At 74.2% G+C, this 14,537-nt stretch carries 11 protein-coding genes and 1 pseudogene; 3 read left to right on the top strand and 9 right to left on the bottom strand.

The annotated features are described in order from the left end of the window. The first annotated feature begins 154 nt into the window (after nt 1-154). Nucleotides 155-943 (top strand): hypothetical protein, encoded by a 789-nt coding sequence (locus AB0J68_RS12350; protein WP_354858152.1) that lies wholly within the window; start codon nt 155-157, stop codon nt 941-943. Between the two features lie 66 nt (nt 944-1,009). Here AB0J68_RS12350 and AB0J68_RS12345 read toward each other — a convergent pair whose 3' ends face one another. The 7 genes and pseudogenes from AB0J68_RS12345 to AB0J68_RS12315 all read right to left on the bottom strand — a co-directional run bounded on the left by AB0J68_RS12345 (nt 1,010) and on the right by AB0J68_RS12315 (nt 7,023). After that, nucleotides 1,010-1,561, bottom strand: a complete 552-nt coding sequence (locus AB0J68_RS12345; protein ID WP_363938219.1) for a levansucrase — start codon at nt 1,559-1,561, stop codon at nt 1,010-1,012. Between the two features lie 36 nt (nt 1,562-1,597). Next, the gene (locus AB0J68_RS12340; RefSeq protein ID WP_355063972.1) at nt 1,598-2,059 is read right to left on the bottom strand and encodes a VOC family protein; all 462 of its coding nucleotides are present in this window, start codon (nt 2,057-2,059) and stop codon (nt 1,598-1,600) included. Continuing rightward, a pseudogene (locus AB0J68_RS12335) lies at nt 2,056-2,374 on the bottom strand (VOC family protein). The gene AB0J68_RS12340 and the pseudogene AB0J68_RS12335 overlap by 4 nt, the downstream one beginning before the upstream one ends. 147 nt (nt 2,375-2,521) lie before the next feature. Continuing rightward, nucleotides 2,522-3,703, bottom strand: coding sequence for a HAMP domain-containing sensor histidine kinase (locus AB0J68_RS12330; RefSeq protein WP_363938216.1), 1,182 nt, complete (start codon nt 3,701-3,703; stop codon nt 2,522-2,524). Beyond that, on the bottom strand, nt 3,700-4,368 hold the full coding sequence (locus AB0J68_RS12325; RefSeq protein WP_039907546.1) for a response regulator transcription factor: 669 nt from the start codon (nt 4,366-4,368) through the stop codon (nt 3,700-3,702). Before AB0J68_RS12325 ends, AB0J68_RS12330 begins: the two co-directional genes overlap by 4 nt. Before the next feature lie 85 nt (nt 4,369-4,453). Beyond that, on the bottom strand, nt 4,454-5,749 hold the full coding sequence (locus tag AB0J68_RS12320; protein ID WP_363938213.1) for a PQQ-binding-like beta-propeller repeat protein: 1,296 nt from the start codon (nt 5,747-5,749) through the stop codon (nt 4,454-4,456). Continuing rightward, nucleotides 5,746-7,023, bottom strand: coding sequence for a PQQ-binding-like beta-propeller repeat protein (locus tag AB0J68_RS12315; RefSeq protein ID WP_363938211.1), 1,278 nt, complete (start codon nt 7,021-7,023; stop codon nt 5,746-5,748). Before AB0J68_RS12315 ends, AB0J68_RS12320 begins: the two co-directional genes overlap by 4 nt. A 117-nt stretch (nt 7,024-7,140) precedes the next feature. Between AB0J68_RS12315 and AB0J68_RS12310 the strand changes: the two genes are divergently transcribed. Next, nucleotides 7,141-9,036 carry a hypothetical protein gene (locus AB0J68_RS12310; protein ID WP_363938226.1) on the top strand — a complete coding sequence of 632 codons (1,896 nt, stop codon included), beginning with the start codon at nt 7,141-7,143 and terminating at the stop codon, nt 9,034-9,036. Here AB0J68_RS12310 and AB0J68_RS12305 read toward each other — a convergent pair. Next, nucleotides 9,033-10,835 carry a hypothetical protein gene (locus AB0J68_RS12305; RefSeq protein ID WP_363938208.1) on the bottom strand — a complete coding sequence of 601 codons (1,803 nt, stop codon included), beginning with the start codon at nt 10,833-10,835 and terminating at the stop codon, nt 9,033-9,035. The genes AB0J68_RS12310 and AB0J68_RS12305 overlap by 4 nt on opposite strands. Then, nucleotides 10,835-12,550, bottom strand: coding sequence for a hypothetical protein (locus tag AB0J68_RS12300; protein ID WP_363938223.1), 1,716 nt, complete (start codon nt 12,548-12,550; stop codon nt 10,835-10,837). Before AB0J68_RS12300 ends, AB0J68_RS12305 begins: the two co-directional genes overlap by 1 nt. Before the next feature lie 593 nt (nt 12,551-13,143). On the opposite strand from AB0J68_RS12300, the gene AB0J68_RS12295 reads away from it, so the two are divergent. Then, the gene (locus AB0J68_RS12295; RefSeq protein WP_354858175.1) at nt 13,144-14,304 is read left to right on the top strand and encodes a hypothetical protein; all 1,161 of its coding nucleotides are present in this window, start codon (nt 13,144-13,146) and stop codon (nt 14,302-14,304) included. Nucleotides 14,305-14,537: the final 233 nt, after the last annotated feature.

Raw genomic sequence — 14,537 nt, 5'->3', positions numbered from 1 at the left:
GCCGGACCGTCCCTCGTGGACCGGGCCGGCCACCGCGCTCGTTGGTGACCGGCCCGGGAGCGCGCGGGACCGGGCGGGACCTGGGCGGGGGCCACGCTGGGGCGGTCGCCGGGTTACGATCACGCGCTTTGCACACCCATCCTGGAGCTGACTGATGTCCCAGCCGCCGGCCAACCCCTTCGGCCCGCCGCACGATTCCCCTCCCCCGCCGCAGCAGCCGGGCCAGCCGGCCGTGCCGCAGCAGCCGGGCCAGCCGCAGCAGCCCGGCGGTTGGCCGCCGCCGCAGCAGCAGGGCTTCCCGCCGGCTCAGCCGGGGCAGCCGTACGGCGACCCGAACCAGTTCGGCGGCCCGCCACCGGCGAAGAAGTCGAACGTCGGCAAGATCATCCTGATCGTGCTGGCCGTGGTGCTCGTGCTCTGCCTCGGCGGCGCGGCGATCACCTGGTTCGCGGTCAAGGACGAGGTGGGCGACGTCGTCGACGCCACCAAGACCCGGGTGGTCGCGCCGGCCACCCTCGCCGGCCGGGCGAAGAACACCGACCCGCAGTTGCAGACGATCGCCGACCAGATGGTCACCGAGATGAAGACCGAGGTGCAGAACGAGACAAGCACGATCGGCGCGTTCTACGGCGATCCGGCCAAGCAGGACCTGATCATGATCACGGCGGTGTCCGGCGTGATGGCCGACCCGAAGAAGGAGCTGGACGAGGCCGTCACCGGGCTGTCCAGCGAGCTGTCGGTGACCAACATGGCGGTGGCCGAGGCGGGCCCGCTGGGCGGTGACGCGCGCTGCGGCGACGGCAAGACCGAGGGCGTGCCGCTCGGCGTCTGCGTCTGGGCCGACCGGGGCAGCGTGGGCCTGGTGGTCATGTACTTCAAGTCGGCCGAGGAGACGAAGGCCGAGTTCGTCACCATCCGGGGCCAGATCGAGCAGCGCTCCTGACCCGTGCACGACCGGGGCCCCGGCCACCTCACGGTGACCGGGGCCCCGCCGTACGTCACGGACCGCTCAGGCTCCGGCCACCGGGAAGTACGCGTTCAACTTGCTCCGCAGGTGGGCCGCATAGATGAAGCCGAGCGCCGGATTGCCGCGGTACGCGCTGGCCGTGCCGCTGCCGGCGTCCACCGCCACCGGACGGGCCACCGCGGCGAACTTCATCTGCTGGCCCCCCTGCGCCCACGCCGAGGCCGCCGGCTCGACCTGAGTGCCGACCAGGGCGGGGAACACGGCCACGCCGTTCTGAAAGCCACGCAGCTGCCCCTTGCGGGCCAACACGTAGTCCATCGCCGTGGCGGTGAACCTCTGCAGAGCGTCCGCCGTGACCAGCGTCGTCGGCGCGGCGACCGTGAACAAATGCAGCTTGGTCGCCATCCACCGCATCCTGAAGTCGCCCCGGTAGCCGATCAGCACCGGTACGCCGCCCCAGTCCTCGGTCCGCACCTCGCAGCCGTCGACCCGAAGCCGCTCGCCGGTCGCGGTGAGGTACGCCTGCACCGGCTCGGTCGCCGTCGTGTCCATATCTGCCCACACATCCTTCATCTGGCTGCTGTGGTCGCTCATCCAACACCACGCCAACCTGTTACGCCGTCCCGTGGATCACGGCGACGCGACAGGATCCCCGGCGGCCGTCTCCAGCGCCTGGACCGGCTCGACGTCACCCGTCGCCGCCACGCCCGCCGGTGACGCGGCCCGCTCGGCCGCGCTGCGCAGCACGCAGAACTCGTTGCCCTCCGGGTCGGCGAGCACCACCCAGCCGGAGCCGTCCGGCCGGATCTGGTCCGCGACGTGCACCGCGCCGATGCCGAGCAGCCGCTCGACCTCGTCGGCCCGCGACCGGTCGGCCGGCTCCAGGTCCAGGTGCAGTCGGTTCTTCACCGCCTTGCCCTCGGGCACGGCGATGAACAGCACCTCCGGCCCGCCTGGCGGCAGGAGCATCGCCTCCGGGTCGCCCGGAAAGTCGTCGGGCTGCCGGGGGCAGTCGAAGACCTGCGACCAGAAACCGGCCAGGGCGTACGTGTCGCGACAGTCGAAGCTGATGTTGTGGATCGTCGAACTCACGGTTGGTCCTCCACAGTGGTGATGGCGACACGTTCCCCGGCGCTGCGCAGCACGCAGAACTCATTGCCCTCCGGGTCGGCCAGCACCGCCCAACCCGTCCCGTCGGCATGCCGCCGGTCGGCGACCATCGTGGTGCCGAGGCCGAGCACCCGCTCGATCTCCTCGTCGCGGGTTACCGCCTCCGGATCACCCGGGACGTCCTCGCTGTGCCGGGCGTAGGCCGAGCACGGCCGACCAGAAGCCGGCCAGGGAGTACGTGTCGTGGCAGTCGAAACTGATGTTGCGGATCCGTGGATACACGGGGGGTCCCTCCATGCTCGGATGGGGACGCTCCGCTGCCCGGGGTCAGCCGGCGACGACCCGGGGTGCGGAGCCCTGACTGGTGGACATCGACGTACCCCCCTTCGCCTCCGAGCTGACGGCGTGATCTTGCCACCGGCCGAGCGCCGTGTGCAACCCAATTCAGCCGGTGGTGGTCACCGCACCGGTCACCGCCGGGGCGTCCGCGGTCGGCAGGGTGACCGTCACCTCCAGGCCGCCGCCGGGCTGGGCGATCACCCGGACGGTGCCGCCGTGCGCCTGGCAGACCGCCCGGACGATGGACAGGCCCAGGCCGGAGCCGCGCGCCCCGGTGCGTTCCCGGCCACCGCGCCGGAACGGCTCGAACAGTCCGGGCACGTCGGCCTGGTCGACCTCGAAACCGGTGTTGCCCACCACCAGCCACGAGCGGTCGCCGTCGGTGCCGGTACGCACCCAGAGCCGACCGTGCAGGTGGTTGTAGCGGACCGCGTTCTCGATCAGGTTGCCGGCCAGCCGGTCGAGCAACCCCGGATCGCCGACCACCGGCGCGGATTGCAGCGACGTCTGCACGCGCAGGCCGATCCGCTCCACCTCGCGGCGCATCGCCGACAGCGCGTTGGCGGTGCCCGTCGCGAGGTCGCACTCGGTACGCCGGCCCAGCCGCCGCCCGGCCTGCGCCTCGCTGCGGGCCAGCACCAGCAGCGCGTCCACCAGGCTGTTCGCCCGCTCCGAGGCGTCCCGGACGACGGTCGCCATCCGGCGGTACTCGGCGGCGTCCGCGTCGTCGTCGCTGAGCGTCACGTCGATCTCGGTCCGCATCACGGCGAGCGGGGTCCGGAGCTCGTGCGAGGCGTTGGCCACGAAGCGCTTCTGCGCCTCGAACGCGGACGCGATCCGGTCCAGCATCGCGTCGAACGTCTTGGCCAGCTCGGCGACCTCGTCGTCCGCGCCCGAGTAGCCGATCCGCTGGTCCAGCGTCGCCTCGCCGAGCCGCTGGGCGGTCGCGGTCACCTGGTGCAGGGGCCGTAGCGCCCGGCCGGCCACGGCGTACGCGCCGGCCACCCCGACCACGCTGATCGCCAACAGCGCGACCAGGCCCTTGGCCAGCAGCTCCCCGGAGGCGGCGTCGACCAGCTCCCGCTGCCACTGGGCGGCGTCCATCCGCCCACCGTCGGAGAGCAGCACCGTCGTGCCGGGCAGCAGCTCGTCGGTGGGCCGCAGCGCGTCACGGACCAGCAGCCAGGCCAGCAGCACCAGGATCGCGCCCGCGCCGACCAGCAGCACCCCGTTGAGCAGCGTCAGCCGCAACCGCAGGGTGGGTCGCAACCGCCCCGGCCGGCTCACGGCAGGACCTCGGCCGTGCGGTAGCCGGCCCCCACCACCGTCTCGATCAACGGCGGGTCGCCGAGCTTTCGACGCAGCGTCATGACGGTCACCCGGACGATTGTGGTGAACGGGTCGGTGTTGGCGTCCCACACCCGCTCCAACAGCTCCTCGCTGGACACCACCGCGCCCCGGGCCTTGAGCAGCTCACTGAGCACGCCGAACTCCTTGTTCGTCAGGTCCATCGGCACACCGGCGCGGGTGGCGACCCGGCGGGCCGGGTCCAGCACCAGGTCCGCCAGTTCGAGAACCGGCGGCGCGGCCGGGGTCGCCCGCCGGCCCAGTGCCTGCACCCGGGCGACCAACTCGTCGAACGCGAACGGCTTGGGCAGGTAGTCGTCCGCCCCGAGCTGCAACCCCTCCACCCGGTCGGCCACCGTGCCGCTCGCGGTCAGCATCAGCACCCGGGTCAGCGCCCCGGAGGCGGCGAGGTCGGCGCAGATCTGGTCGCCGTGCACGCCGGGCAGGTCGCGGTCGAGCACCACCACGTCGTACCGGGTGACGAACGCCGCCTCGTGGCCGGCGTCGCCGTCGTACGCCACGTCCACCGCCATGCCCCGCTTGCGCAATCCACGCGCGATCGCGTCGGCGAGGTTGCGTTCGTCCTCCACCACCAGTACCCGCATCCCGGCCTCCTCGCTGCTGACCACCGACAACCTAGTGCCGGCGGGCAACAATCCTCCCTCGCCGCCCACACCGACCCGGCGGTGGTCAGCCAGGCAACCGCCACAGCCCGTACGCGCTGTCTCGGCGCCGGCAGAGCAGTCGCCCGGTGAGGGCCTGACAGTCCCCGGTCGCGTCCCGCAACACGTCCAGCATCCGTGCCCGGCCACCGGCGACGTCCAGCTCGGCGACGAGCAGGCCCCCGTCGGGATGGCGGCGTACGCCGATCAGCGGGTCGCCGAGGGCGAACCGGGCCAGCTCCCACCGACCCAGCTCGGCCAGCACCCGGCCGGTCGGTGGATCGAGCACGACGAGTTCCTCCGCGCCCGGCCCGGCGCTGCTCACCGTGGTGGCCACCAGCCGACCGGCGTAGGGCCAGACCCACCCCCAGCGGTCGCTCCCCCAGAGGTCCCGACCGGTGGCGGCGTCGAGCGCCCGCAGCCCGCCGGAGCGGGTCTGCACGCAGATGACGACGCCGCAGTCCGACGCGTACAGCGCCTCGCCGGCGGGCACACGCCACCGCTGGCGCAGGTCGTCGAGCCCATACGCGGTGATCGTGGCCGACGGACCGCCGATGGTGAGCAGCAGGTCGTCCGCCAGTTGCACGGACAGGCTGGACCCACCGCCGGAGGCGCCCAGGTCGGTGCGGGCCAGCACCGCGCCGGTGGTCGCGTCGCGGACCTCGGTCGACCCGCGCAGGCGGACGACGACCACGCGGTCCACCCCGTGCTCGCCGTCGTGAAAGACGAACTCACCGCCGGGGCTGATCGGCACCTGCCAGCGCACGGTCCCGCAGCACGGGTCGACCCCGCGCAGGGTGCCCCCCTGGTCGTCGCTGCCGGCGGACCACATGAGGATGTTGCCGTCGGGAAGCGCGGCGGGGTTGCCGGGCTGCTGCCAGCGGTACGCCCCGGTCCGGCGGTCCAGCGCCATCGTGAGCGTCCCCTGACTGTCCGGGCCGACCTCGTGGCCGGTGACCAGCAGCGTCTCGCCCTGCTGCGCGACTCCCCAGTACCGGCCCTCGGTCGGCAACGGCACCTGCCAGGCCGGCTCGCCGCTGGGCAACCGGGTGGCGGTGAGCCGCCGCTGCCCCGTTCGGCCGAGCGGCTCGACGAGGACGAAGAGGTCGTCGGAGACCAGCGCGTCGGCGCCGAGCTCGGCCTGCACCGTCACCACCTCGCGCCGGTGCAACGGCCCCGAACCGGCGAGGCCGGCGAGCACCAGCAGCAGGACCAGCGCGCAGCGCAGGGGCCGCTGCCGGGCCAGCGGCGGGCGGGGCAGCCGGACGGTGTCGGGGTCCGGCCCGTGCCGCAGCTCCCCGAGATCGATCACCGGACCGGTCACCGGGGCAACCGCCACAGCGCGGTCGAGCCGTCGAGGCGGCGGCAGAGCAGGACGGGCAGCGCCGCCTGGCACCCACCGACCACGCCCGGCAGCACGTCCAGGATCCGCGTCCGACCGGCGGTGAGGTCCAGCTCGGCGACGACGAGCCGGCCGTCGGGCGTCGGGCGTACGCCGACCAGCGGGTCGTCGCGGCGTAGCTGGTCCACCAGCTGCCACCGGCCCAGCTCAGCGCGTTCCCGCCCGGTCTGCGCGTCCCGCACCGCGTACCGTTGCTCGGGCGCGGCCACCAGCAACATGTCCCGCCGGACGTCGACCAACGTGTCCGGCCCCGGGTCCGACCAGCGAACGGCGCCGGTGGCGGGGTCGATGGTCTGGATGGCGCCGGTCTGCTGGACCGTGCAGAGCAGGTCCGCACACGGGACCGCCCAGGCCACCAGCGGCACCGACGACGTCCACACCCGGTCCAGTCCGGGCAGCCGGAAGGCGACCAGCCCGGTGCTGCCGGGCGGGACGAGCAGCACGAGGTCGTCCACGACCTGCACCCGCTGGAACGCCGACCGGGCACCGGGCAACGTGTCGACGCTGCGCAGCAGGTCGCCGCTGCCGGCGTCGTACACCTGCAGCTCACCGGTCGGCTGGACGAACACGATCTGGTCGACCTGACCCGCCGGCCCGTGGTAGTCGGGGCTGCCGGACGGGACGGGCACCGACCAGAGCACCCGGCCGGTGTCGGGCACCACCCGGCTCACCGTGCCCGGCCCGTCGCCCAGGTCGTTCGCGAGGAGCAGGCCCCCGTCGGCCGTTCGCCTGGCGATTCCCGGCTGGCGCCAGCGCCGCTGGCCCGTCCCGGCGTCGAAGGCGGTGGTCTCCAGCACCCCGTTCGCGGTGCTGGCACCCACCGCCAGCAGCATCCCGCGGTCGCCCCAGACCGCCAGGAAGTCGCCGCTGCGTTCCAGCGGTGCGCGCCACCGGAGCCGCGCGCTGTCCCCGCCCCGCGGCCCGGGACGGCCGTAGGCGGTCAGGTACCGGTCGCCGATGGGAGTCGACGTGTCGACCACGACGATGGCGTCCTCGGTGAGGTACACCGAGGCGCCCGGCGAGGCCGGCACCGACGTCACGATCCGTTGCCGCACCGGGGTCGCGCTGGCCAGCGTGACGAGGGCCAGCAGCAGCACCGCCGCGCTGCGCAGCCGACGGCCGGCGGCGCGCGGTCGGCGGGCCGTCGCCCGCGACTCGGGCTCGTCCCGGACCTCGCCCAGCTCGATGATCGACAACGACCGTCCCTCCATCGCCGGTCGGGTCGGCCGGGGGCGGCCCCGGCAAACCGGCCGTGGGCGTACCGGCCCGGCAAAAGCGACGCATCCTCGCCTGTACGATGGCGCGTCGTGGCTGTGCCGGTGGTAGACCCCTCGCTGAATCCCGTGACCGACGCCGAGCCGGCCGAGGTCGAGCCGACACGGCGGCCTCGACGCCGTCCGGCCCGAGCCGACCTGTTGGCCCTCGGAGCCTATGTGGTGCTGGGCGTCTTCGTCTGCCTCCACTACTGGGGGGACGTGACCGGCCGGGTGTCCTCGCACCTGCCCACCGACCACAGTTGGTTCGAGTGGCTGTTCGCGCACGGCGCGTACTCGGTGCAGCACCTGGAGAACCCGCTGTTCACGGCCCGGCAGAACGCCCCGGACGGGGTGAACATGATGGCCAACACCTCGCTGCTCGGGGTGACCCTGCCGCTGTCGCCACTGACGATGCTGTTCGGTCCGCAGGTCACGTACGCGCTCTATCTGGGTGGGGCTCTGGCGGCCACCGCCGGCACCGCCTACTGGATGCTCTCGCGGCACCTGGTGCGCTCCCGGGCGGCGGCCTTCGTCGGCGGGGCGTTCCTCGGCTTCGCGCCGGGCATCATCCACCACGCCAACGGCCAGCCCAACTTCGTGTCCAACTTCCTGCTGCCGTTGGTCGTGGTGCGGGTGCTGCGGATGGGCGAGCCGGGCCGGTGGCGGCGCAACGGGCTGGCGCTCGGGGTGCTGGTGACCTACCAGATCTTCATCAACGAGGAGATGCTGCTGCTCACCGCGCTGGCCTGCCTGGTCGTCGTGCTGGCGTACGCGGTGCAGCGGCCACGGGCGACGCGCGCCGCGGCCGGGCCGTTCCTCGCCGGGATGGGCGTCGCCGGTGGGCTGGCGCTGCTGCTGGCGGCGTACCCGATCTGGTTCCAGTTCAACGGCCCGCAGTCCTACCGCGGGCTGCAGGGTGGCGTGTTCCACAACTGGGGCGAGGACCTGGTCGCGTTCGTGACCTTCGCCCGGGACACCTGGGCGGGCGACCCGGCGGTGGAGCAGACGATCGGCATGACCGAGCAGAACACCTGGTTCGGCTGGCCGCTGGTGCTGCTGTCGGTGGTGGCCCTCGTGCTGCTGGTGCGCCGTTCGCTGGCCGCCCGGATCGTCGCGGTGCTGATCGTGGTCTTCACGGTGGCCGCGATCGGGCCGCGGGTGCGCTTCGACGGCGTGGAGACCGGGGTGCGCGGCCCCTGGTCGTACGTGCCGGACGACCTGCCCCTGGTCGAGATGATGATGCCGACCCGGTTGACCCTGGTGGTCGCCGCCGCGGTGGGCGTACTGCTGGCGCTGACCTGGGACGCGGCGCACCGACAGGGCCGCCCGGTGGCCGCGCCGGGCCGCGTGCCGGCACCGCGCGCCGGGGAGCCGGCGACGTCCGACGAGCCGGCCGCGGCCGCGCCGGCCGCGCCGCGTCGCCGGTGGCTGCGCCCGCTGGGGTACGCGGCGGTCGCCCTCGCCCTGCTGCCGCTCTTCCCCCGGCCGCTGCCCGCCCAGCAGATCGACCCGCCGCCGCACTTCATCACCGCCGGCGGCTGGCGACCGTACGTGCCGGAGGGCCGGACCCTCGTGCCGGTGCCGATCCCGAGCAACGTGCACGGCCTGCCCACGCTGCGCTGGAGTGCCCTGACCGGGCAGGAGTTCCCCGTCCCGGGCGGCTACTTCATCGGCCCCAACGAGCTGGGCGAGGGCGTCTTCGGCGCACCGAACCGGCCCACCAGCAGCCTCATCTACTCCACGATGGACGCTGGCGCGGTCCCCGTCCTCACCGACGAGAACCGCCGCCAGGCCGTCGAGGACCTCCGGTTCTGGCGGGCGTCGGTGGTGGTGCTCGGCGCACACCCGCGCGAGGCGGTGCTACGCGAGCTGGTCACCGCACTGATCGGGCCGCCGCAGCGGGTCGACGACGTCTGGGTCTGGGATGTCCGCGCGCTTGTGGATCAGCGCTAGCCGACCAGCGTCCGGACGTCCCACAGCCACCCGCCGTCGACCGGGCGGCCGGGGCCGAGCAGCTCCTCGACTGTCCGGCGGACCGGTTCGTCGTGCGTCGACCGGCCGAGCACCACCACGGCGGCCCGCCAGTGCCGCAGGTCGTCGACGGCCTGGCGGCGGTCGGCCTCGGTGAGCACCGGCACCGCGCCGGTCTCGGCGACCCGGCGCAGCAGCACGGCGGTGGGCCGGTCCGGGGCGCCCCAGCGGGCCGCCGGGTCGTCCGGACCACTCGGCCCGATGAAGTACCCGCCCGGGGCGCGGAACGCCAGGCCGGTGCGGGCGGACCAGAGCATCACCGGGCTCAGCGCGGCGCCGGTCACCGGGGGCACCGCCACCACGGTCCGGCCCGCAGGCACCAGCGACCGCCACCCGCCGTCGGCGACGAACCCCGGCACCGGCGCGACCGGCACCGCCCGGATCGGCGTCGGCGTCAGCGGCAGCAGCGCGGCGGCCACCGCTCCCGCCCCCAGCAGTCGTACCGGCAGTCCCGGCACGGCCGGTGACCGGCGAGCCGCCCGCACCCGGTCCACGAAGAGCGCCACCAGGACACCCAGCACCGGCACGCAGACCAGCGCGAACCGGGCCGGCACCGCGAGGTCGAGCAGCGGCAACCCGGCGACCAGCCGGTACGGGCCCGCGACGCCGGTGGCGTTGCCGTCCACCCGCAGGTCGGCGCCGAGCGACAGCAGGGCGAAGACGACACCGCAGCCGGCCAGCGCGCGGACCAGCGGCCGTCGCCACAGCCAGATCACGATGACCACGGCGAGCACCAGCAGGCCGGGGCCGAAGAACGAGTTCTCCTCGGTCGGGTTCGGTGAGAGCAGCCCCGGCAGCCAGTCGTCACCGAGCACGGTCTGCCGGGCCGACGCGGTGAACGACGCGGCGTCGAGCTGGAAACCGTGCGCGGCGAAGGCCATCCCGGTGTAGTGCTGCGGCCCGTGGAACTGGAACCACAGTGGGTACGCCAGCAGCGTCACCGCCACCACGGCCGCCACCGCGAGTCGACCGAGCAGGGCCGGCGCGAGGCGGCGGGCCGCGGCCCGGTCGGCGAGGGCGTAGCCCAGCGCGAACACCCCGGCGGCGAGCGCCAGGAAGACGAGCACCTCCTCGCCGATGAACACCTGCCACACGAGCAGCAGCCCGAGGCCGACACCGGGCCGCCACACCCGGCGCGGGCTCGACCCGGGACGGAACACCAGGGCGAGGATCGCCGGTAGCAGGAACTGGGCGGCCACGTGCAGATGCGCCCCGGCCTGGGCGATCATGCCGGGGGCGAAGCCACAGACCAGCCCGCCGAGCGCCGCCGCGGAGCGGGCGGTGACCAGTCGACGGCGCAGCAGCGCGTACCAGGCCGTGGCGGTGCCGGCGAGGCAGCCGACCACCGCCACGCAGAACGCCACCTGCGAGCCGAACAGCAGCGTGACCGGGGCCAGCGGGACACCGAGGCCGAGCACCGAGGTGTTCGCCATCAGGTTGACCCCGTCCGGCGCGTTCAGGGCGGTGCTGAAGAGCGGGTTCTCCCCCGCGACGACGGCGTGTGCCGCGTGGGCCAGCATCCACTCGAAGAGCACCTGGTCGCCGGCCTGGTGGAACAGCCGCCCGGGGTGGCCCCACTGGGCGCTGGTCAGCAGCACCGCCAGCCCCAGGTAGCCGGCGACGACCAACGCGTCCGGCAGCCACGCCGGCCGGGGTGGGCGCGCGGTGGACGGACCGACCGTCGCCGTCTCCGTCGGCGACGACGTCGTTCCGGTGGACATCAGACCGCGCGGTCGGTCAGCGTCCGAACGTCCCACACCCAGACGTCCAGCTCCTGGCGACCGGGGCCGACCAGCTCCTCGACGGTACGCCGCAGCGGTTCGACGTGCTGCTGACGGACCGGCAGCACCAGGATCGCCGCGTGCCAGTGCCGCAGCTCGTCGGTGAAACGCCGACGCTGCCGGTCGTCCAACTTGGGGGTCCGGCCGGTGGTCGCCACCTCCTCCAGCAGTTGGCCCACCCCGCTGGGCCGGCCGCCGAACCGACCGGGGTCGCCGGTGTTGCCGTTGCGGGGGGCGAGGAAGTAGCCACCCGGGATCTTGAAGTCGAGGTTGGTGGCCGCCGCCCAACGCATGCCGTGGGTGTTGCCCATGCTGGGCACCGGGATCGGCACGAGCGTCTGGTCCGGGCCGACGTACGCCCGCCAGCGGTCGGCGGTGATGAACTCCGGCACCGGCGGCCGGGACACCATCCGCAGCGGCATCGGGGCGATCGGCAGCAGCGCGAACGCCAGGCCGGCGGCGGTGAGCGTCCGGACGGTACGCCGGTCGGCCGGGCGCAGCTCCCAGGCCCGCTCGACGGCGAGCGCGAGCAGCAGACCGATGACCACAGTGGTGATCAGGCCGAACCGGGTCGGCACGACCGCGTCCAGCAGGGGCAGGTGCACCAGCAACTCCCACGGCCCGGTGATCAGCTCCCGGTCCCACCAGGAGATCCGCTCGCCGAGGGAGAGCAGGGCGAAGAAGCCACCGGTCGCGGCGAGCGCCCGCACGACCATCTCCCGCCGCAGCCACACCACGACACCGACGGCGAGCAGCGACAGACTCCAGCCGAAGAAGGCGTTCTCCTCGGAGTAGTTCGGGGCCAGGTTGACGTTGGCCCGCTGGTTGCCGCCGAGGGTGGCCGAGCCAGGGGCGAAGAAGGCGGCGATGTCGTTGCCGTAGTCCTGCACCGCGTCGCTGAGCCCGTGGTACGCCATCGGCCCGGCGAACTGCACGTACAGCGGGTACGCCAGCAGCGCCCCGGCCAGCAGCGCGCAGGCGGCGAGGCCGGCGGCCAGCGGTCGCCACGCCGCCCGCCAGCGGGCCGGCTCCTGGGCCACCACCGCGAGCAGGAAGATCCCGCAGGCCAGCGCCGTGAAGAGCAGGATCTCCTCGTTGATGAACGCCTGCGCGGTGACGAGCAGGGCGAGCAGGGCACCGTCGCGGACCGGCCGGCGCGAGCGGGTGAGCACCAGCACCCGCCAGACGATGAACGGCAGCAGGAACTGGCTGATGATGTTCGGGTGCCAACTGGCGTGCGAGAGCATCGCCGGGGAGAACCCGCAGAACCAGCCGCCGGCCGCGGCCGCGAGCGGCGTCCGCACGACGTGGCGGCGCAGCACGAGGTACCAGGCCATCGCGGTGCCGGCGAGGCCGAGCGTCACCAGCACCACGAAGGACACCGCCGGCCCGAACAGCAGGGTCACCGGCACCATCGGGATGCCCAGCGCCAGCACCGCCGTGTTGGCCATCAGGTTGACGCCGTCGGGGTAGTTGAACTGCTCGGTGTAGAACGGGTACTCGCCGTGCAGCACCACCCGCACCGAGTGGGCGAGGAAGAACTGCACCTGGGCCGGGTCTCCGGTGTAGAGCGACGCCACCCGGCCGGCCGGGTCCAGCCAGATCCGGCTGGTCACCCAGAGCGCGGCGAGCAGGAACAGCGCGCCGACCGCCAGGTGCTGCCGTCGCCGGGTCCAGCGGGCCCACCGACGTCGGCGCGGCCCGGCAGTCCCCTCGTCGCCGTCCCCTTGCGCGGGTACGCCAGCCGGGGTGACTTCGACGGGTACGCCAGCCGGGGTGGCTCGGGCCGGCGGCGCCGCCGGGGTCTCGACCGGCGCTGCCGGTGGGGCTTCGGCCGGCGCGGCGGCGACCGCAGTCGTGGCCGGTGCGGGCTCGGGCTCGCGCTGAACGGTGCCCACGCCGGCGGCGGCACGGGCTGCCGGAGCAGCGGAGCCGCCGGGAGCGCCGACGGCCCTGGCCCGGGAAGCGGTGGGAGTGTGGTGGCTCACTGTCTCGTCGGGGCCGGCCGCCTCCGGGTGCGGCGCGGACAGGGCGCGGGACTCGGCAGGCGTCACAGTCGGCGGAGTCTACCCGAGCGGCGAAAAGGCACTAAAGCCCCGGTGACGTCCATTGTGGTGGGTGCGGGGCCGGCCAGCGGCAGCGTCGCGTCGGACATCTCGTACTATGGCGCTTTCCCACAACGACGGCGAGGCGATCGGGGGCGGATCAGGTGACTCCGGGCCGCCGGCACGGCAGGGCGCTCAGCGTCCTGCTGACCGCGCTGTTGACCGCCACCGCGTGCGGTCCCGTGGCGGAGCGCACGCCCCGCGACCTGCGGGTGGGGTACGACAGCCTCGACGGCACGCTGGCGGTGTGGCCGCCCCGGGGCGACCTGGCCGGTGACGCGGCGGCGACGGCGGCGGTTACCAGGGCCGTCCGCGACTGGCGCTCGCCGGCTGACGACCGGGCGCACCTGCCCTCGTCCGGCATCCTCTTCTCGGGCCGGGTCGACGGGGCGCCGGTGGCCCTGGTCGCGGCCGACGTGCCCGGTGAGAGCGCCTCCTGGCTGCTGCAACTCACCGGCGACGGCGGCCGGTACGCGATCGCCCGCGCCACCGAGTACACCGACCCCGGCTACCTGGTCTACTCCGACGTCCTGCCGGTGCAGACGGCCGGTGGTCGGCGCTACCTGGTCTCCGCCCGGGTGCAGCAACTGCTCGGGCCGCAGGGCCGGGCGCTGACCGTCGCCGACGGCCTCAGCGCCCCGGTCGACGTGCCGGCCTGCACGGCGGTCGGCGTGACGGCGACCCTGCGGGCCACCGAGTCGCTGCCCCGCGGGCGGGCCGCCGACCGGCTGCTCGACCTGGGCACCGGCACGACCGACCCGCGCTATCCGCTGGTTCGTGACGAGTCCGGCGCGGGCCGGCGGGCGCTCACCGGCCTGGACACCTGCGTGCTGGCCGGCGAGCGGGGTCCGTTCGGCAGTATTCCGCGACGGATCGGCGACCGGGACGCGCCGAAGTCGGTGCCGACGTCCTGGCCGATGGCGAAGCTCTCGGTCCGCTCGCTCGGTGAGGTGGCTCTCGGCGGCGGCGAGCCGGCCGAGTTGCAGCAGCTCAGCTGGGACACCGACGCCGGCACGATGACCGCGGTCGTCTACCGGCCGGCGGACGGGAGCGCGCCGGTGGTCTCACCGGCCGACCGGGCCACGCCGTTGCAGACGTACCAGCTGCCGGTGCCCGGCCAGCCGCTTGTGGTGCTCAGCTGGCGGGCCACCCGGGACAGCTCCCTCTCGGTGCCGCCCGGCACCCCGCTGCTGGTGGAGCGCCCCGGCCTGGTGGTCGTCCCCGAGCCGGCCAGCACCCAGACCTACAGCCTGGCCAACACCGACAAGACCCACTACCGCTCAGTAAGCCCCCACCCCCGCTAACCCCCCAACCCCCCAACCCGGTCGATCATGGACTCCTGGTGGGCGTCGCATACGTCTTTGCCCGTTCTGTGCGGCACCACTACTCCATGATCGACCGCGCAAGGGTGTGGCGCGGCACGCCGACGGGGGGGGGGGCCGGGGGGGGCGCCCCCCCGCCGGGGGGGCGGGTGGGTTGTTGGGCGGGGGGGTGGGGGGGGGGAGCCGGGGCGGGGGGGGGGGCCGGGCGGCGTTCC

The organism is Micromonospora sp. NPDC049580 (genome assembly GCF_040675595.1).
Taxonomy (GTDB): domain Bacteria; phylum Actinomycetota; class Actinomycetes; order Mycobacteriales; family Micromonosporaceae; genus Micromonospora.
The sequence above is the reverse complement of the archived record's forward strand: the minus strand, read 5'-3'. Positions and strand labels throughout refer to the sequence as shown.

Bases quoted from the DNA above. Each gene is read 5' to 3' on its own strand.
- AB0J68_RS12305 (WP_363938208.1), bottom strand. From the start codon at position 10,835: ATGTCCACCGGAACGACGTCGTCGCCGACGGAGACGGCGACGGTCGGT.
- AB0J68_RS12345 (WP_363938219.1), bottom strand. From the start codon at position 1,561: ATGAGCGACCACAGCAGCCAGATGAAGGATGTGTGGGCAGATATGGAC.
- AB0J68_RS12325 (WP_039907546.1), bottom strand. From the start codon at position 4,368: ATGCGGGTACTGGTGGTGGAGGACGAACGCAACCTCGCCGACGCGATC.
- AB0J68_RS12350 (WP_354858152.1), top strand. From the start codon at position 155: ATGTCCCAGCCGCCGGCCAACCCCTTCGGCCCGCCGCACGATTCCCCT.